Consider the following 17,962-nt stretch of genomic DNA (forward strand, 5'->3'; position numbering starts at 1 on the left):
GCCATGGCCTTGATCGACATGCTCTTTGGCGGGAAGAAAAAAACCGCCTCCGTGGCCAAGGAGCGCCTGCAAATCATCCTCGCGCACGAACGCAGCGACCGCACCACCAGCAAGCCGGACTTCCTCAACGACCTGCAAAAAGACCTGGTGCAGGTGATCTCCAAATACATCCAGATCCACCCCAACGACATCAAGGTCAACCTCGACCGGCAAGACAACCTGGAAGTGCTGGAAGTCAAGATCGAGATGCCGGAGTCGGAACTGCGCGCCAAGCCCGGCGGCCAATAAATCCAGCTTTCTGTCCGCCGCCCAGGCGAGCGCGGCACCTGCTCACGCGCCCTGCCCGGCGGGCAATGGCGTGCGGGCAAACACCATGGCGGAGACCGCCGCCACACCCGCATCACGCTGTAGCACCCGGGCCAGCGCCCACAACGTAGCGCCCGTGGTCATCACGTCATCGACCAGCAGCACGTGCTGCCCTTGCAAGCACGGGCCGGGCTGCTGCACTGCAAAGGCCCGGCGCAGATTGCGCCAGCGCGCCTGCCGCCCCATGCCAGCCTGCTGCGCCTGCATGCCGTGGCGCAGCACCACATCCTGGCGCAGCTTGTGCGCCTGCCCCGTTTGCGCAGCCAGTGCGCGCGCCAGCTCCCAGGCCTGGTTGTAGCCGCGCTGGCGCAAGCGCGCCGCAGCCAGCGGCACGGCCACGATGGCATCGGCGCCATGCAGCAATGCCGCACTGCCCGGCTGCCGCAGCAGCAGCTGCGAAAAGCCATGCGCCCAGGCCGGCGCAGCGTAGTACTTGAACTGGGCAATGAGCTGCTGCCAAGGGTAGGCGTAGTCCACCGCCGCCACGCAATGCTGCAACGGGCCGGGCCGCACCATACAAGCGCCGCAGACCAGGGCAGACCAAGGCAGCGCCCTGCTCTGCGCCTCATCACCCCACCCTTCGTCGTGTTCCCGCCCCCCATCCACAGGGGCCGAAAATGGCAAGGCACAGCGCGTGCAACGCGGCGCCTGCAGCCCATGGCGCGCCAGGCAATCGGCGCACAGGCCCGCCGGCCCATGCCACACCGGCCAGCGCCGGCACAGCGGGCACTGCGCCGGCAGACAACGGGCGGCCAGCAAGTCAAAACGCAACAAATGCAAAGGCATGGCAGGCTCCTGGACATTGGCAACCCTGCCTGGACCACCCGCGCTGGCAAGCCCAGGCACGGCCTGCTATCGCGCCCCATCATGCCATGGCAGCCCGCACCACCTATACTCGCGCGCTGGCTGCACCGCCCACCGACCACATGCCGCCCACCGACACGCCCCCCACCCTGGACCCCACCGCACTGGCGCGCTGGCAAGCCCACGCGCCGGCAGCCAGCCCCTGGCTGCACGAAGAAGTCGGCAGGCGCATGCAAGAGCGCCTGGCCTGGATGGCTCGCGCACCACAGACCTGGTGTGACTGGGAACCCGTGCGTGGCGGCATGCAAACCCACGACCTGATCGTGCAGCGCTACCCCAAAAGCAGCTGCTGGATCGTGCAGCAACAGCCCGAGCAGCAACGCGTGGCAGCCCAACGCTGGCGCACACCGCGCTGGGCCCGCTGGGCCGGCCGCGCCGCCGTGCACCTGCAAGAGCCTGCGCCGCAAAGCCTGGACATGCTCTGGGCCAACATGGCCCTGCACCAGCAAGCCCAGCCCCCCGCCGTACTGCGCCGCTGGGCGCAATGGCTCAAGCCCGATGGCATGGTGCTGTTCTCCTGCCTTGGGCCCGACACCCTGCGGCAACTGCGCAGCCTGTACCAGCAACTGGGCTGGCCACCACCTGCGCAGCAATTCACCGACATGCACGACCTGGGCGACATGCTGGTGGCCAACGGCTTTACCGAGCCCGTCATGGACATGGAATGCATCGAGCTGCAATACACCAGCACCGAGCGCCTGCTGCAAGAGCTGCGCGAACTGGGCCGCAACCTGCACCCACAACGCTTTGCCGCACTGCGCGGGCGCCAATGGCTGGCGCAATGGCACCAAGCCCTGCACAGCCTGGCCGACGCGCAAGGCCGCATCGGGCTGACATTTGAAATCGTCTACGGCCACGCCATCAAGGCCGCCCCCACCATGCCCGTGGCCGCCCAAACCCACATCAGCCTGGCAGACATGCGCCAAACCCTGCAAAAACACCGCCGCGAAACTTGAGCGCCTGTGCAAAGTCTCTGTACGACAGGCAATCAAGCCGATTGGTGCGGTGGTCTGGCATTGCAAATGCCTCGCCGGGCCACTGGGGTAGGACTTCGTTTTGCTGCTTGTATCCCATCCCAAACCGCTTCTTGCTCACTCGCGCCGAGGCTTTGAACAGGTTCTGAGCTGCAATACAGCCAGACCGCACGGCGCAGGCTCTGTTCACAATTGGGCTGCCAACAACCGCCAGCCAGGGACAACCACGTCGGGTATTGGCAAATCTTGGGGCCAGAAAAGCCTAAAGCCGGGCATGCCCGGCTTTCCATTTTTTGCATCTAGCTACAAAAGCATCAGCTTGTTAGCGGCCAGAGCACAAATCCCAGTGAACTAGTGGCGGCAATTGTAACCCCATCCGCTCTGCCTCTACATATCCATGCGCAATTATTTGGTCACGCACCCCAACACTGGCAATGCACTGGTGGCGTAATCCCCAATTCAAGAACTCCACGCACACAAGCCACAAAATGTTAAATTGCGCGCAAACAGTGTCTCGCGGATAGCCTGCGAAGGGCTTCTGAGAGGCACTTAACCTGAGGTCATAAAACAGCAAAGAGGGGCTACAGCAAGTAGAGAGGGCCTTCGAGCCGCCCCTGATGACAAACATGGATGCCGCACAGCATCCATCAATGCATGAATGTGTGGAAAGGGGCTGGTTTCGTGTCAAGAAAAAGAAACATCATTCGTTACCGACTGGCTTTGGATCTGGGATCCACCTCGCTGGGATGGGCCATTCTGCGCTTGAATGCCGAAAACGAGCCTACTGCCATCATCAAGGCCGGCGTGCGCATCTTCAGCGATGGCCGAAACCCAAAGGATGGCTCCTCTCTGGCCGTGACTCGCCGTACCGCCCGCTCCATGCGCCGCCGTCGCGACCGCCTGCTCAAGCGCAAGGCGCGCATGCTGGACAAGCTGATTGCGCATGGCTTCTTCCCACAGGACGAAGCCGCACGCAAGGCATTGGAGGCGCTCAATCCCTACCAGTTGCGCGCCGAGGGCTTGCAGCGCGCGCTGACGCCGGGTGAGTTCGCCCGCGCGCTGTTCCACATCAACCAGCGCCGGGGCTTCAAGAGCAACCGCAAGACCGACAAGAAAGACAACGACAGCGGCGCCCTCAAAACCGCCATCAGCCAACTGCGCCAGCAACTGCAAAACGAAAACGCCCGCACGGTAGGCGAATGGTTGTGGCAACGCCTGCAAGCCGGCCAAGGCACGCGTGCCCGCTACCGGGAAACACGCATCGCCACCGAGACAGGCAAGGGCAAGATCGACAAAAGCTACGACCTCTATATCGACCGCCAGATGGTGGCCGATGAGTTCGATGCGCTGTGGGCCGTGCAGGCGGCCTTCAACCCCGTACTGTTCAACGAGCAAGCACGGGCCGAACTGCGCGACACCCTGCTGCATCAACGCCCGTTGCGCCCGGTCAAGCCGGGGCGCTGCACTTTGCTGCCGGAAGAAGAGCGCGCCCCGCTGGCCCTGCCCAGTACGCAGCGCTTTCGCATCCTGCAAGAGGTGAATCACCTGCGAATCCTGCACCCGGACCTGCGTGAAGAAGCATTGAGGCTGGATCAGCGCGATGCCATCGTGGCCTTGCTGGAGGACAGGGGAAAAGTCACATTCCAGGCCATGCGCAGAACACTCGACTTGGGTGATGCCGTGCAATTCAATTTGGAAGATGCCAAGCGCCGTGAACTCAAGGGCAATGCCACCACGGCGGCACTGTCGAAAAAGGAACTGTTCGGCGCTGCGTGGCGCGAATTTGACGAAGCCTTGCAGGACGACATCGTGCTGCGCTTGGTCACGGAAGAAAGCGAAGCCGAACTGGTGCAATGGCTGATCGAAAACACCGGCGTGGATGAGGCACGCGCCACGGCCATTGCCAACACCGGCTTGCCTGAAGGCTACGGCAGCCTGTGTCGCAAGGCACTGGCGCGCATCGTGCCCGCGCTACGGGCCGAGGTCATCACCTACGACAGGGCCGTGCAAGCTGCGGGTTTTGCACATCACAGCGATCTGGGCTTTGGCTTTGAGCATGATGATGACGAGGTGACGCAAATTGGCGAGCGCGTCATCGCATCCACAGGCGAGATCAAGGCTGTGCTGACTTTCAAGCAACTGCCCTATTACGGTCGAGCCCTGCAACGTCATGTGGCCTTTGGCAGTGGCAAGCCCCAAGACCCGGAAGAAAAGCGCTACGGCAAGATCGCCAACCCCACGGTGCACATCGGCCTGAACCAGCTGCGGCGCGTGGTCAATGACCTGATTCGCCGCTATGGCCACCCCACCGAAATCGTGGTAGAGCTGGCACGTGACTTGAAACAAAGCCGCGAGCAGAAGCTGGAAACTCAAAAACGCCAGAATGAAAACCAGGAGCGCAGGCAAAGAATTCGCAAGGAAATTTCAGATGCCTTCGGCCAGCAGGGTAGAGAAATTTCCCCGGAACGTGTCAAAGACGCCGACATCCAGAAATGGATCCTCTGGGAAGAGCTGAGCTTTACGCCTACTGACCGCCGCTGCCCCTACAGCGGCGTGCAAATCAGCGCAGCCATGTTGCTCAGTGACGAGGTGGAGATCGAACACATCCTGCCGTTTTCACAAACCCTGGACGACAGCCTGAACAACAAGACCGTGGCAATGCGCCAGGCCAACCGCATCAAGCGCAACCGCACGCCCTGGCAGGCGCGGCAGGACTTCGAGGCGCAGGGTTGGTCATACGAAGGCATGCTGCAACGCGCCGAACGCATGCCCCGCGCCAAGCGCTACCGTTTTGCCGAGGATGGCTACGAACGTTGGCTGGGCGAGGACAAAGGCTTTCTGGCACGCGCGCTGAATGACACGCGGTACCTCTCACGCGTGGCCAAGGAATATCTCAAACTGATCTGCCCTGGCGGAGTGCGGGTGATTCCGGGGCAGCTCACGGGCATGCTGCGTCGGCATCTGGGCTTGAATGACGTACTGGGGCTCGATGGCAAAAAGAACCGCGACGACCATCGCCACCATGCTGTGGACGCCTGCGTGATCGGCGTTACCGACCAAGCACTCTTGCAACGCTTTGCCAACGCCAGCGAACTGCCCAAGATGCAGGGGCGCCACAAGTTGGCTCAGGACTTCGAGCCTCCTTGGCCTACGTATCGCGAACACGCGGCACGCGCCGTGAAAAACATCTGGGTCAGCCACCGCCCCGACCATGGGCATGAGGGCGGCATGATGGAAGAAACTTCCTACGGCATCAGCAAGGATGGGCGCATCAAGCAGCGGCGCAAGGCCGATGGCAGCCAAGGGCGCGAAGTCAGCAACCTGATCCGCATCAGCGAGCCAACCCAGCCCGAGCGCCACGGCCTGGACGCCGAAGGCCAGCCTTTGCCCTACAAAGGCTATGTCGGCGGCAGCAACTACTGCATCGAAATCACGTGCAATGACAAAGGCAAATGGGAGGGCGAAGTGATCTCGACTTTCCGCGCCTATCAAATCGTGCGCAAACATGGGGTGGCGCGCTTGCGGCATCCTGGACTGGCGCAGAACGGGAAAGCCTTAATCATGCGCTTGATGATTGATGATTGCGTGCGCCTGGAACTGGATGGGCGAGAGGAAACAATGCGTGTGGTGAAGATCGGCAGTAATGGGCAAGTATTCATGGCGCCACTGCACGAAGCCAATGTGGATGCCAGAAACCGGGACAAGAACAATCCGTTCTCCTATGTCTCGAAAATGGCTGGATCTTTCCAGCAGGCCAAAGCCCGCCGCGTCACCATCTCGCCCATCGGCGAGTTGCGCGACCCCGGCTTCAAGGGCTGAGCAAGGGGCGTGACATGATTGGCCGCATTGTCGAAATCGCAGACGACCGGCGGCACCTATTCGTCAACCGCGGCTTCATGGTGGTGCGCGACACTGCAGGCGAGCGCAAAGAACTGGGGCAGGTGCCACTGGACGACATCGCCGCCGTCATCGCCAATGCCCACGGCATCAGCTACACCAACAACCTCCTGGTGGCCCTGGCCGAGCGCGGCGCGCCCTTCGTGCTGTGCGCGGCCAACCACAATGCCGTGGGCATGCTGCTGACGCTGGACGGCCATCACGTACAGGCCAAGCGCATCGAAGCGCAAATCGCCGCCAGCCTGCCCACGCACAAGCGGCTGTGGGCGGCCATCGTCAAATCCAAACTGGAACAACAAGCCGCCGCACTGGAGGCCGCAGGCGCACCCACTGCACCCTTGACTGCATTGGTGCGCAAGGTCAAAAGCGGTGATCCGGAAAACGTCGAAGGCCAAGGCGCGCGGCGCTACTGGGGCTTGCTGTTCGGCAAGGACTTCCGTCGCGACCAAAACGCCGGCGGCCTCAACGCCCTGCTCAACTACGGCTACACCATCCTGCGCTCGGCCACCGCCCGCGCCGTGGTGGCCGCCGGCCTGCATCCCAGCATCGGCCTGCACCACAGCAATGATGGCAATGCCATGCGACTGGTGGATGACCTGATGGAACCCTTCCGCCCAGTCATCGACCTGAAAGTCTGGCAATTGCAGCGCGCCGGTGAAGAACAGGTCACGCCCGCAGCCAAACGCGCCTTGGTGCACACGCTTTACGACGACATGCAAAGCCGTGCCGGCGTCACCCCGGTGATGGTCTGCATGCAGAAACTGGCCGTCTCGCTGGCCCAGGTGTATCTGGGCGAACGCGACAAGTTGGAACTGCCGCTGCCAGGCTTGCCGCTCGCTCTGGCCAAAGGTCTGGACCAGGAATGACGCAATGCCATGCTTTCAGGATACCGACTGATGTGGATGCTGGTGATGTTCGACCTGCCCGTGCTGACCAAAGCCGAGCGCAAGGCTGCCACCGACTTCCGCAAATCGCTGCTCGACATGGGCTTCGAGATGAGCCAGCTCAGCGTCTATCTGCGCTTTTGCACCAGTCAGACTCAATTGGAAACTTACGCCAAAAGAGTCGAAGCTGTGCTGCCTTCAGGCGGTAAAGTCCACGTGCTGCAGTTCACCGACAAGCAGTACGAGCGGATCCTGACCTTTCACGGAAGAGCCAAGCAGCCGCCGTTGAAAGCACCCGAGCAGTTCACTCTTTTCTAGCTTGAAGCATGGTTCTCATCCCCCCCAAAAGCAGAAAACTCCTTGTAGAACAAGGAGTTACTGCAGAGGGATTTTAGATCACTGGGATTTGTGCTCTGACCGGAACTGCGGTTTACTACAATGGCCGTTTCGATCTATTTTAGATCACTGGGATTTGTGCTCTGACCGGAACTATTGCCGCGGCCATCTGGAAATGGCTGCGATTTTAGATCACTGGGATTTGTGCTCTGACCGGAACACGTGAAGGCTGCTCGCCGATAGCAGAAAGATTTTAGATCACTGGGATTTGTGCTCTGACCGGAACGCATGGGTACGTGCATTCATCGCCCGCCACATTTTAGATCACTGGGATTTGTGCTCTGACCGGAACTCACCAGGCAAATGCAAGTACCCCATCAAAATTTTAGATCACTGGGATTTGTGCTCTGACCGGAACCCAGGCTGCCTAGGGGAAGAAGGCCTGACAATTTTAGATCACTGGGATTTGTGCTCTGACCGGAACCGAATTCTACTCGGACAATGCCAACCACAAATTTTAGATCACTGGGATTTGTGCTCTGACCGGAACATGCGCGGGATTGAGTGTGTGAGCATGGGATTTTAGATCACTGGGATTTGTGCTCTGACCGGAACAGCCTCTACATCGGCAGCAAAGAAGCAGGCATTTTAGATCACTGGGATTTGTGCTCTGACCGGAACTTTCCCAAAGTCAATAACAATCTACCTGTCATTTTAGATCACTGGGATTTGTGCTCTGACCGGAACATGAGCGGGATTGAGTATGTTAGCATGGGCATTTTAGATCACTGGGATTTGTGCTCTGACCGGAACTGCGCTCGGTATGGTGAGCTATGAATTGTCATTTTAGATCACTGGGATTTGTGCTCTGACCGGAACAACAGAAGCCGTCTCACGAGGGTAGTCGGAATTTTAGATCACTGGGATTTGTGCTCTGACCGGAACGGCTCTGTGATTATCTATGATGAAGTTCAAATTTTAGATCACTGGGATTTGTGCTCTGACCGGAACTCTGGGCGAAACAACTTACAAGGCGCTTGCATTTTAGATCACTGGGATTTGTGCTCTGACCGGAACACCAGCCAGGTTTGGAAGCAAACCACACTCATTTTAGATCACTGGGATTTGTGCTCTGACCGGAACGCCCCAGATGCTGGCCGTGTTAGTCCGGTGATTTTAGATCACTGGGATTTGTGCTCTGACCGGAACGCCTGGAGTGACTACTATGTCTGTTCGTAAATTTTAGATCACTGGGATTTGTGCTCTGACCGGAACCGCCTAGGCGGCAGACAAATAAGCAAGCTTATTTTAGATCACTGGGATTTGTGCTCTGACCGGAACACCATGTATTACTACAAGGCTGGTGCCGCGATTTTAGATCACTGGGATTTGTGCTCTGACCGGAACGCCGCGCTGGGCGAGCTTGAGATCCTGATTATTTTAGATCACTGGGATTTGTGCTCTGACCGGAACGTAACATTGGTGCATCACCTGCATCACCTGCATCACCTGCATCACCTGCATCACCTGCATCACCTGCATCACCTGCATCACCTGCATTTTAGATCACTGGGATTTGTGCTCTGACCGGAACCAGGAAAAGCGTACATGGCCCAGAAAGGGAATTTTAGATCACTGGGATTTGTGCTCTGACCGGAACATCGGCGCTGAACTGCTGAAGCGCACAGCCATTTTAGATCACTGGGATTTGTGCTCTGACCGGAACCTGAGCATGTGCAGATCGCCCGGCTGCACCATTTTAGATCACTGGGATTTGTGCTCTGACCGGAACTGCCGTGCAGGACAGACTGAAAATCATTTGATTTTAGATCACTGGGATTTGTGCTCTGACCGGAACCGTCGGCTTCGTACAGGAAGAACTGCTCACATTTTAGATCACTGGGATTTGTGCTCTGACCGGAACCGATACGACAGTCCAACAGAACCTGATTTCATTTTAGATCACTGGGATTTGTGCTCTGACCGGAACTCGAATAGGCGCGTGCCGCATATATCGTCCATTTTAGATCACTGGGATTTGTGCTCTGACCGGAACATGGCACGCGCAGGGCGCGGATTGGATGGTATTTTAGATCACTGGGATTTGTGCTCTGACCGGAACGACGCGGGTGCGGAACGGGGGTTTCTGGGGATTTTAGATCACTGGGATTTGTGCTCTGACCGGAACCCCCCGGTACATCGGGCACAGGTACGCCTGATTTTAGATCACTGGGATTTGTGCTCTGACCGGAACCGCGTTTGACCTCCAGCGCCGCTGCGCCGTATTTTAGATCACTGGGATTTGTGCTCTGACCGGAACGCCTTGTGGTTCCACTGCGGCGGAGCCTTGATTTTAGATCACTGGGATTTGTGCTCTGACATGTGCGCACAACTCAAAAGAAAATCAGGTAATAGCCATTACTGCGTCAAAAAAATAGATTCCGCCTGAGATTATATCGGCGATTATTCTCGTTTGGCGTGGCTGATCAGGCCGCCGTGCATTGAAAGGGCTGAATTTTTGCCAGCTCGTCTGCGGCATTTTCTTTAGCGGTGCGCAGGTCATATTCAGACTGAAGGTTGACCCAGCTTCGCGCATCAGTGTTGAAGAACGCGGCCAGGCGCAGGGCGGTGTCTGCGGAGATGGAGCGTTTGCCATGCACGATCTCGTTGATCCGACGCGGCGGCACGCCGATGGCCTTGGCCAGGGCGTATTGGCTAATGCCCATGGGCGCCAAAAACTCCCCGTTCAGAATCTCGCCGGGGTGGGGCCATGTGAATTGGGTCATTGTTCCCTTTCAGCGGTCACTGACGATCTCTACATCGTCTGCGTTGTTGGTGGCTTCATTCCACTTGAAGCAGATGCGCCACTAATCGTTGATGCGAATGCTGCACTACTCCCCTGCGCTCACCTTTCAGGGCCTCCAGGCGATGGCTGGACGGTACACGCAAAAAATTAATGCTGCTTGCGGCGTGCAGCAATGCGAGTTCCCTCAGTGCTAATTTGCAATATTGGCAAATCGCTTTCTTCGCTATGTTTCACCTCCTCTGGCTGATGGGTTTGATCCAAGGATAAGGTACAGCTGGATTACTGCTTCAAAAATCACAATTCCTTTCATCTATACCAGCAGCTGCGCCGCCAGCTCCAGAACCGACAACGGCGCCGAGCCTTCAGCCTTGTTGTTGATGGTCACGTAAGCGTTTTGGCCTGCGCCGCAGGTGCCGTTGATGACGCGGGCCAGGTGCGCGCGGGTTTCGGGGTCGGGGTCTTGCAGGCGGTTGAATGGTGCGTATTCGGCCTTGGCGCTTTCGTAGCCGTAGGCGCCGTGGCGGCGGTGCAGGTTCCAGCGGCACACCAATGGGCCTGGCCACAGGGCGCGCAACAGCGGCAACTGCTCTTCAATGGGTGGCATTTTGGCGTGCAAGCCCAGGCAGTAGGTGATGGGGTTGCCGCGGGCCTGGCGCGCCGTGCGCAAGGCCTGGGCCAATTGCGGCGCATGGCCAGGGGCCAGAAAGGCGGCGTCACGCACTTCGAGCGCGAGGACGCCATCGGGCGCCGCGGGCGCCAGCGGCGGCATGGCCGCCAGCAAGGCGCCAATGCGTTCGATCAATGCGGGCAGCTCGGCCAGCTGTGCGCGGGGCAAGGGGCTGATCTGGAAGACCAACGCGCCCACTTTGTGGCCCAGGCCTTGCAATGCGGGCTGGATGAATTCACGCAGCGCCAGCTCCGGGCTGAGAAACAGCGGGTTGGGCGCGCGGCCGCGGCCGTCTTCAGCGCGCACCAGCGCATCGCAAACCAAGCTCGGGGCCTTGACGACGAAGCGAAAGTCATGGGGCACTTGCGCCGCATAGTGCGCGTATTGCTGGGCGCTCAGTGGGCGGTAGAAGGCCCGATCCAGGCTGACGCTGCGCAGCAGTGGGTGGGCAGCATAGGCGATCAGCCCCTGCCGGGAGAGCTGGCTTTCAGCGTAGTCGCCTTCCCACACCAGCCCGGCCCAACCGGGAAAGTGCCAGGAAGAGGTGCCCATGCGCAAGCGGGGCGGCAAGGCTGCAGCCAGTGCCTGTATGCGGGCATCGGCAGGCGCGGCGCGCACCGCTGCTGTACGGCTGCGCCCCAGCAGCGTACCCCGGGCTGGCACGGCCTTGCGCTGCGTGTGCGTGTGCGTGTGCGTGTGCGTGTGCTCGTCCTCGGCCAAAGGGCCTGCCTGGTCACTGGCCTGGCGGGCTTGCTGGGCATCTTGGGCGGCAGGCTCTGCGGGCAAGGGCAGGGCGTCGAACAGGGCTGTTTGCTGTGGTGGCGGGCTGGCGGGCATGGCAGCGATGATAGGGCTATGTGCCGAGACGACCCATGGCACGTCCCGCGTATTCAGCCCAGACGGCACAATGGCGCAAGCGCCACACTGTGGTGGCGCACGCATGCGCACAGACGCAATAGGGAGAGAACAAGGATGCGTTGGTTGGGATTTGCCGGGCTGTTGTTGGCCCTGCTCATCACGGGCCTGGTGGTCAAACAGCAGCTGCAGACCGCACGCCCTGCCCTGCCCCAATCGGGCGGAGGCGTGGCCTTACCAGAAGGGACAAAGCCGCCCATCACCAGGGCCACGACGCCAGAGGCCTACGGCGAGCAAGTCCGGCAGCAGTATCAAAAGACGCTGGATGCGGCCATGGAGCAGCAGCAACGCGCGCTGGAGGCCGCCACGCAGTGAGCGATGCGCTCTTGGTCAACGCGGCTTTGGCGGCGTGCCGGGCGCGGCCATCATGGAGAAGTCGCGCTCAAAGCGCATCAGGTGCTGGCCGCCATCGACCAGCAGCGTGGTGCCGGTCAGCGAGGCGTTGCTCAATGCGAAGTGCACGGCGGCGGCCACATCCTCAGGGGTGGACGAGCGCCCCAGCGGGCTGAGTTGGTGCAGGCGCGCAAAACTGCTGGCGTCGAGGAATTCGCTGGTCAGCGTCAGCCCCGGCGCAACGCCGACGACACGCACCCAAGGAGCCAAAGCCAACGCCAACATGGTGCCGGCCGCTTCCAGCGCCGCCTTGGAGAGGGTGTAGCTGAGAAAGTCTGGGTTCTGGTTCCAGAGCTTCTGGTCCAGCAGGTTCACGACCACGCCCTGCGGCTTGGCCGCAGCCGCCGCATCATCGCCATCGGCGGTAGCAACAGCCGCGGCGCGCGCCTGCAGGTGGGCCTGCAGGGCCTGCGCCAGCACAATGGGCGCGGCCGTGTTGCTGCGCAGATGCCGCTCCAGGCTGGCGTAGCTGAAGTCGCTGGCATCGTCAAATTCGAAGCGCGAGGCACTGTTGACGATGGCATCGACGCGGCCAAAGCGCGCCAACGCTGCAGGCAGCAGCGCGCGGGTTTGCGCCTCGTCGTCAAAGTCGGCGGCCAGCGCATGGCTGTCGGCACCGGCGGCGCGGCAAGCCTGCACCGTGGCCTGCGCGGCGGCGCTGGAGTGGCGGTAGTGCACGGCCACATTCCAGCCCTGCTGCGCCAGATGCACGGCGATGGCCGCCCCCAGGCGCAAGCCGGCCCCGGTGACCAGCACGGTGGGCCTGGCGTGGCCGGCGGGCAAAGCGGTGGCAGGGCTGGGGTTGGGGGGCATGAAGGGCTGCGACAATCGCGGCATGGACGATGAAACACACGCAAACGCGCCGAGTGTAACCGGCCCCTTGTCGGCCAAACTGCGCCAGGCCATCGCCGCCCAGCAGGGCTGGCTGGGCTTTGATGCCTTCATGCAAATGGCCTTGTACGAGCCTGGCCTGGGCTATTACAGCAATGCGCGGCGCAAGATCGGGGCCATGCCTGCCACCGCCACATCCGTTGGGGCTGGCGAAGGCAGCGATTTCGTCACCGCGCCGGAGCTCTCGCCGCTGTTCGGCCGCTGCGTGGCCGTGCAGTTGGCGCAAGCGCTGCACGTGAGCGGCACCGACACGGTGTACGAGTTCGGCGCAGGCCACGGCAGCCTGGCGCGCGAGGTGCTGGGCACGCTGCAGGCCATGGGCGCGCCGCTGCGGCGCTACTGCATCATCGACGTCTCCGGCGCGCTGCGCGCGCGCCAGGCTCAAACCCTGGCGGCATTTGGCGCGCAGGTGCAATGGCTGGACGAGCTGCCGCAAACCCTCGAAGGCGTACTGCTGGGCAACGAGGTGCTGGACGCCATGCCCGTGAAGCTGTTGGCCTGCAAGCAGGGCCAGTGGCACGAGCGGGGCGTGGCGCTCGATCCCGCCGGCGCCTTCACCTGGGCCGACCGCCCCAGCGCGCTGCGCCCGCCCTGCGAGCCCAGCGCCAGCGAGCTGGCCGCCCAGGCCTGGCCAGGCGATGCGCTGCCGCTGCAGGGGCCGGGCGATGCCTGCGACTACCTGACCGAAATCCACCCCTGGGCCGAAGCCTTTGTACGCACCTGCGCCGAGCGCCTGCGCAAGGGCGCCATGCTGTGGATCGATTACGGCTTTGGCGAGCGCGAGTACTACCACCCGCAGCGCCGCAGCGGCACGCTGGCCTGCCACTTCCAGCACCGCATGGACGACCAGCCTCTGCACGACGTAGGCCAGAAGGACATCACCAGCCACGTCAACTTCACCGGCATTGCCGTGGCCGCACAGGAAGCCGGCCTGGAAGTGCTGGGCTACACCTCGCAGGCGCGCTTTTTGATCAACTGCGGCATCCAAGCGCTGCTGGACGCGGCCAGCCTGCCTGAGCGCGCCATGGCCGCCAAGCTGCTGCACGAGCACGAAATGGGCGAGCTGTTCAAGGTGATGATGCTGGGCAAAGGCCCATTCTGGGAGCCGCAAGGCTTTGCCACCGGGGATCGCACGCATACGCTGTAGCAGCGCCCAGCGACGCGCCGCATCAAACATCCAGAGGATGCAGCAAAAAGCCCTTGCGGCAGGCCATGCAGCAAGGGCTTGAAATGTCTGGAGGCGCGGCCCGGAATCGAACCGGGGTAAACGGATTTGCAATCCGGTGCATAACCACTTTGCTACCGCGCCAGAAACGATGCATTCTACACGAGTTGCAAGGCCCGCGCAGAGAGCGCGGGCCTTGCGCGGGCAGGCTCAGGCCTGCTTGGCCTCCTCACGGTAGATCAACAGCGGCGGCGCGCCTTCGGTAATGGTGGCCTCCTCGACGACAACTTTCTGCACATCGTGCATCGACGGCAGTTCGTACATCGTGGTCAGCAGCGCCTGCTCCAGGATGGAGCGCAGGCCGCGCGCACCGGTCTTGCGCGCAATGGCCTTGCGGGCGATGGCCTGCAAGGCTTCGGGGCGGATTTCCAGCTCGACGTTTTCCATACCCAGCAGCTTGGCGTACTGCTTGACCAACGCATTGCGCGGCTCGGTGAGGATTTGCACCAGCGCGGCCTCGTCGAGTTCGGCCAGCGCAGTGACCACTGGCAGGCGACCGATCAGCTCGGGGATGATGCCGTACTTGATGAGGTCTTCAGGCTCGATCTCGGCAAACAGCTCGCTGACGCTGCGGCCGGCCTTGGACTGCACCGCCGCGCCAAAGCCGATGCCCGAGGCCTCGGTGCGGTTCTCGATGACTTTTTCCAGCCCGGCAAAGGCGCCGCCGCAAATGAACAGGATGTTGGAGGTATCAACCTGCAGAAAGTCCTGGTTGGGGTGCTTGCGCCCGCCTTGTGGCGGAATGCTGGCCATGGTGCCTTCAATGAGCTTGAGCAGGGCCTGCTGCACCCCCTCGCCAGAGACATCGCGCGTGATCGAGGGGTTGTCGGCCTTGCGGCTGATCTTGTCGATCTCGTCGATGTAGACGATGCCGCGCTGGGCCTGCTCGACCTTATAGTCGCAGCTTTGCAGCAGCTTCTGGATGATGTTTTCCACGTCTTCGCCAACGTAGCCGGCCTCGGTCAGCGTGGTGGCATCTGCCATGACGAAGGGCACGTTGAGCATCTTGGCCAGGGTCTGCGCCAGCAGGGTCTTGCCCGAGCCGGTCGGGCCGATGAGCAGGATGTTGCTCTTGGAGAGCTCAACCCCATCGTCGGCCGCGCCAGCGCCTTGCTGGTCGCGGTGCCACAGGCGCTTGTAGTGGTTATAGACTGCCACGGCCAGGGCCTGCTTGGCCTTGTCCTGGCCGATGACGTACTGATCCAGGTTGGCCTTGATCTGTGCGGGCGTGGGCAGATCCGGGCGGGCCTCGGCGCCATCGGCACTGGCACCCGCTTCACTGGCTTCGCTGTGAACCAATTCATTGCACATGGCCAGGCATTCATCGCAGATGAAGCCATTGAGCCCGGCAATCAGCTGCTTGACCTCGTGTTGGTTCTTGCCACAAAAGGAGCAGTACAGGGTTTTTTCGCCATTGGCGCGGTGTTTGTCAGCCATTCGCGCAGTGCCTTTGAATGAGGGGAAAGGGCGGTCGGCGCAGCCTGGGCAGGCGTGCGCCATGCAGAGGCGCCAAGAGCCTGTTCAGCCGCCGCGCTTTTCGACGACGCTATCGACCAGGCCGTAGTCCTTGGCCTCGTCGGCGGTCATGAAGTAGTCGCGCTCGGTGTCGCGCTGGATTTTCTCGTAGGGCTGGCCAGTGCGCTCGGCCAGGATGCGGTTCATCTGCTCCTTGGTGCGCAGGATGTCGCGGGCGTGGATCTCGATGTCGGTAGCCTGGCCGCGCGCGCCGCCGAGCACCTGGTGGATCATGACCTTGCTGTTGGGCAGCGAGTAGCGCTTGCCCTTGGCGCCAGCGGCCAGCAAGAAGGCGCCCATGCTGGCGGCAAAGCCCAGGCACATGGTGGAAACGTCAGGCTTGATGAACTGCATGGTGTCGTAGATCGACATGCCGGCCGTGACGCTGCCGCCCGGGCTGTTGATGTACAGCGAGATGTCCTTGTCCGGGTTCTCGCTTTCCAGAAACAGCAGCTGCGCCACCACCAGGTTGGCGGTCTGGTCGTTGACTTCACCGACAAGAAAGACCACGCGCTCCTTGAGCAGGCGCGAGTAGATGTCAAAGGCACGCTCGCCCCGGCCCGATTGTTCGATCACGGTGGGGATCAGCCCCAGATTGCGGCTGGGTTCGCGGCTGGATTCGAAAAGGGTCATGGTGGCTCCTGGAAAAAAGGGCTTGTGCACAGCATGCGCGCCTGGCGCAGGCAGTGCAATCAGCGGGCATGGTACACGATGGCCCATGCGCCAATGGCCAGCATAGGCCTGAGGCCCACGACGGCTGTTGCCCCAATAGATAAGGGCCTGTGCGGCAAGACACAAGCCCTTGGGATGAATGGCGCCAACGCCATGGCGGCGCTGGCGTGCACGCCCGGCAGGGGCGGCATGGCAATAGGCTCCTCAGGCCTTTTCGGCCTCACCCTGCTCGGCAGCCGGCTCGGGCTGGCTGGGGTTCATCAGCTCGTCAAAGCCAATGGTCTTGTCCACCGTCTTGGCCTGTTGCAGCACGTAGTCAGTGACGTTGTTCTCAATCACCACGGCCTCGACGTCGGCCAGGCGCTGGCGATCGGCGTAGTACCACTTGACCACTTCCTCGGGCTTTTCATAGCTGGCGGCCAGCTCCTCAATGTGGGCGCGCAGCTGTTCTGGCTTGGCCTGCAGGTCGTTGGCGCGCACCAGCTCGGCCACCACCAGGCCCAGACGCACGCGGCGCTCGGCCTGCGGGCGGAAGATCTCGGCGGGGATCGGCGATTGGCCAACATCCTTGATGCCGCGCATGCGCAGCTCCTCACGCGCGCCCTGCTCCAGACGGGCAATTTCGTTTTGCACGCTGGCGTTGGGCAGATCCAATTCGGCCTTGGTCAACAGGGCATCGAGCACGGCCTGCTTGTTGCGGGCACGCACGCGGAATTTGACTTCGCGCTCCAGGTTTTTGCGGATGTCGTCCTGCAGGGCGGCCACGGTGGCAGCCTCAACGCCCAGAGACTTGGCGAATTCATCGGTCACCTCGGGCAGGTTGGCGGCCTCGACCTTGTGTACGGTGACGAGGAAATCGGCCGTCTTGCCGGCCACATCGGCGCCGTGGTAGTCGGCCGGGAAGGCCAGCGGGAAGGTCTTGCTCTCGCCGACCTTCATGCCACGCACGGCGTCCTCAAACTCCTTGAGCATCTGGCCTTCGCCCACCATGAAGGCAAAGCCTTCGGCCTTGCCGCCGGGGAAGGGGTCGCCATCGATTTTGCCCTCGAAGTCGACGGTAACGCGATCGCCGTCCTGCACGGCATCGTCCTTGCCGCGCTGGGCGAAGGTGCGGCGCTGCTTGCGCAGGATGTCCAAAGTGCGCTCAATGGCCGCTTCATCCACTTCCACGTTGACGCGTTCGATCTCCAGATCACCCAGGCCATCAATCTTCACATCGGGGAAGACTTCAAACACTGCTTCGAAGTCAATGAAGCCTTCGGCTGCGCCTTCCTTTTCCGTGATGCGCGGCTGGCCAGCAACACGCAGCTGGGCCTCGTTGGCGGCCTGGTTGAAGGCCTCGCTGACCTTGTCGTTGAGCACTTCGTACTGCACGGAGCCGCCGTAGCGCTGCGCCACCACGGACAGCGGCACCTTGCCGGGGCGGAAGCCGTCCATCTTGACGGAACGCGCCAGACGCTTGAGGCGCGCCTGCACCTCTTGCTCGATGGTGCTGACAGGCACGTTCAGCACGATCTTGCGCTCGAGTTTCTCCAGTACTTCAACATTCACAGCCAT

At 61.5% G+C, this 17,962-nt stretch carries 14 protein-coding genes, 1 tRNA gene and 1 CRISPR repeat array; of the genes, 7 read left to right on the top strand and 8 right to left on the bottom strand.

The window, feature by feature from the left end:
• The first annotated feature begins 3 nt into the window (after window positions 1–3).
• Window positions 4–288, top strand: coding sequence for a cell division topological specificity factor MinE (gene minE / locus CK620_RS08960; RefSeq protein ID WP_095539828.1), 285 nt, complete (start codon window positions 4–6; stop codon window positions 286–288).
• 42 nt (window positions 289–330) lie between these two features.
• Here the strand turns inward: minE and CK620_RS08965 are convergent, their stop codons facing one another.
• Window positions 331–1,152 (bottom strand): ComF family protein, encoded by an 822-nt coding sequence (locus CK620_RS08965; RefSeq protein WP_143326019.1) that lies wholly within the window; start codon window positions 1,150–1,152, stop codon window positions 331–333.
• 140 nt (window positions 1,153–1,292) lie between these two features.
• Between CK620_RS08965 and CK620_RS08970 the strand changes: the two genes are divergently transcribed.
• The 4 genes from CK620_RS08970 (at window position 1,293) to cas2 (ending at window position 7,303) form a co-directional block, all read left to right on the top strand.
• On the top strand, window positions 1,293–2,186 hold the full coding sequence (locus CK620_RS08970; protein ID WP_095550124.1) for a methyltransferase domain-containing protein: 894 nt from the start codon (window positions 1,293–1,295) through the stop codon (window positions 2,184–2,186).
• Window positions 2,187–2,885: 699 nt separating this feature from the next.
• On the top strand, window positions 2,886–6,023 hold the full coding sequence (gene cas9 / locus CK620_RS08975; protein WP_238946079.1) for a type II CRISPR RNA-guided endonuclease Cas9: 3,138 nt from the start codon (window positions 2,886–2,888) through the stop codon (window positions 6,021–6,023).
• Between the two features lie 14 nt (window positions 6,024–6,037).
• Entirely contained in the window at window positions 6,038–6,967 is a 930-nt protein-coding gene (cas1, locus tag CK620_RS08980; RefSeq protein WP_095550020.1) for a type II CRISPR-associated endonuclease Cas1, read from the top strand.
• Between the two features lie 9 nt (window positions 6,968–6,976).
• On the top strand, window positions 6,977–7,303 hold the full coding sequence (gene cas2 / locus CK620_RS08985) for a CRISPR-associated endonuclease Cas2 (protein WP_179290611.1): 327 nt from the start codon (window positions 6,977–6,979) through the stop codon (window positions 7,301–7,303).
• A gap of 70 nt (window positions 7,304–7,373) precedes the next feature.
• Window positions 7,374–9,707: a CRISPR direct-repeat array (repeat unit 36 nt; unit sequence ATTTTAGATCACTGGGATTTGTGCTCTGACCGGAAC).
• Between the two features lie 100 nt (window positions 9,708–9,807).
• Here cas2 and CK620_RS08990 read toward each other — a convergent pair.
• Both CK620_RS08990 and CK620_RS09000 read right to left on the bottom strand, forming a co-directional pair.
• Complete coding sequence (locus CK620_RS08990; RefSeq protein ID WP_095550022.1) at window positions 9,808–10,107, bottom strand: HigA family addiction module antitoxin; 300 nt, start codon at window positions 10,105–10,107, stop codon at window positions 9,808–9,810.
• 330 nt (window positions 10,108–10,437) lie between these two features.
• Window positions 10,438–11,631 (bottom strand): DUF72 domain-containing protein, encoded by a 1,194-nt coding sequence (locus CK620_RS09000; protein WP_095550023.1) that lies wholly within the window; start codon window positions 11,629–11,631, stop codon window positions 10,438–10,440.
• 135 nt (window positions 11,632–11,766) lie between these two features.
• Here CK620_RS09000 and CK620_RS09005 point away from each other — a divergent pair, with 135 nt between their 5' ends.
• Window positions 11,767–12,024 (top strand): hypothetical protein, encoded by a 258-nt coding sequence (locus CK620_RS09005; RefSeq protein ID WP_143326021.1) that lies wholly within the window; start codon window positions 11,767–11,769, stop codon window positions 12,022–12,024.
• Window positions 12,025–12,039: 15 nt separating this feature from the next.
• Here CK620_RS09005 and CK620_RS09010 read toward each other — a convergent pair whose 3' ends face one another.
• Window positions 12,040–12,915 carry an SDR family oxidoreductase gene (locus tag CK620_RS09010; RefSeq protein ID WP_095550125.1) on the bottom strand — a complete coding sequence of 292 codons (876 nt, stop codon included), beginning with the start codon at window positions 12,913–12,915 and terminating at the stop codon, window positions 12,040–12,042.
• A 22-nt stretch (window positions 12,916–12,937) separates the two neighbouring features.
• Here CK620_RS09010 and CK620_RS09015 point away from each other — a divergent pair, with 22 nt between their 5' ends.
• A complete protein-coding gene (locus tag CK620_RS09015; protein ID WP_095550025.1) occupies window positions 12,938–14,140 on the top strand; it encodes a class I SAM-dependent methyltransferase in 1,203 nt (400 codons plus the stop codon).
• 88 nt (window positions 14,141–14,228) lie between these two features.
• Here the strand turns inward: CK620_RS09015 and CK620_RS09020 are convergent.
• From CK620_RS09020 to tig, 4 genes are all read right to left on the bottom strand, one after another.
• Window positions 14,229–14,302, bottom strand: a tRNA-Cys gene (locus CK620_RS09020).
• A 66-nt stretch (window positions 14,303–14,368) separates the two neighbouring features.
• On the bottom strand, window positions 14,369–15,655 hold the full coding sequence (clpX, locus tag CK620_RS09025; RefSeq protein WP_095550026.1) for an ATP-dependent Clp protease ATP-binding subunit ClpX: 1,287 nt from the start codon (window positions 15,653–15,655) through the stop codon (window positions 14,369–14,371).
• 84 nt (window positions 15,656–15,739) lie between these two features.
• A complete protein-coding gene (clpP, locus tag CK620_RS09030; RefSeq protein WP_095542943.1) occupies window positions 15,740–16,366 on the bottom strand; it encodes an ATP-dependent Clp endopeptidase proteolytic subunit ClpP in 627 nt (208 codons plus the stop codon).
• A gap of 243 nt (window positions 16,367–16,609) precedes the next feature.
• Complete coding sequence (gene tig, locus CK620_RS09035) at window positions 16,610–17,962, bottom strand: trigger factor (RefSeq protein WP_095550027.1); 1,353 nt, start codon at window positions 17,960–17,962, stop codon at window positions 16,610–16,612.

Origin of the sequence: Vandammella animalimorsus (assembly GCF_002285285.1) — a bacterium.
GTDB lineage: Bacteria > Pseudomonadota > Gammaproteobacteria > Burkholderiales > Burkholderiaceae_C > Lampropedia > Lampropedia animalimorsus.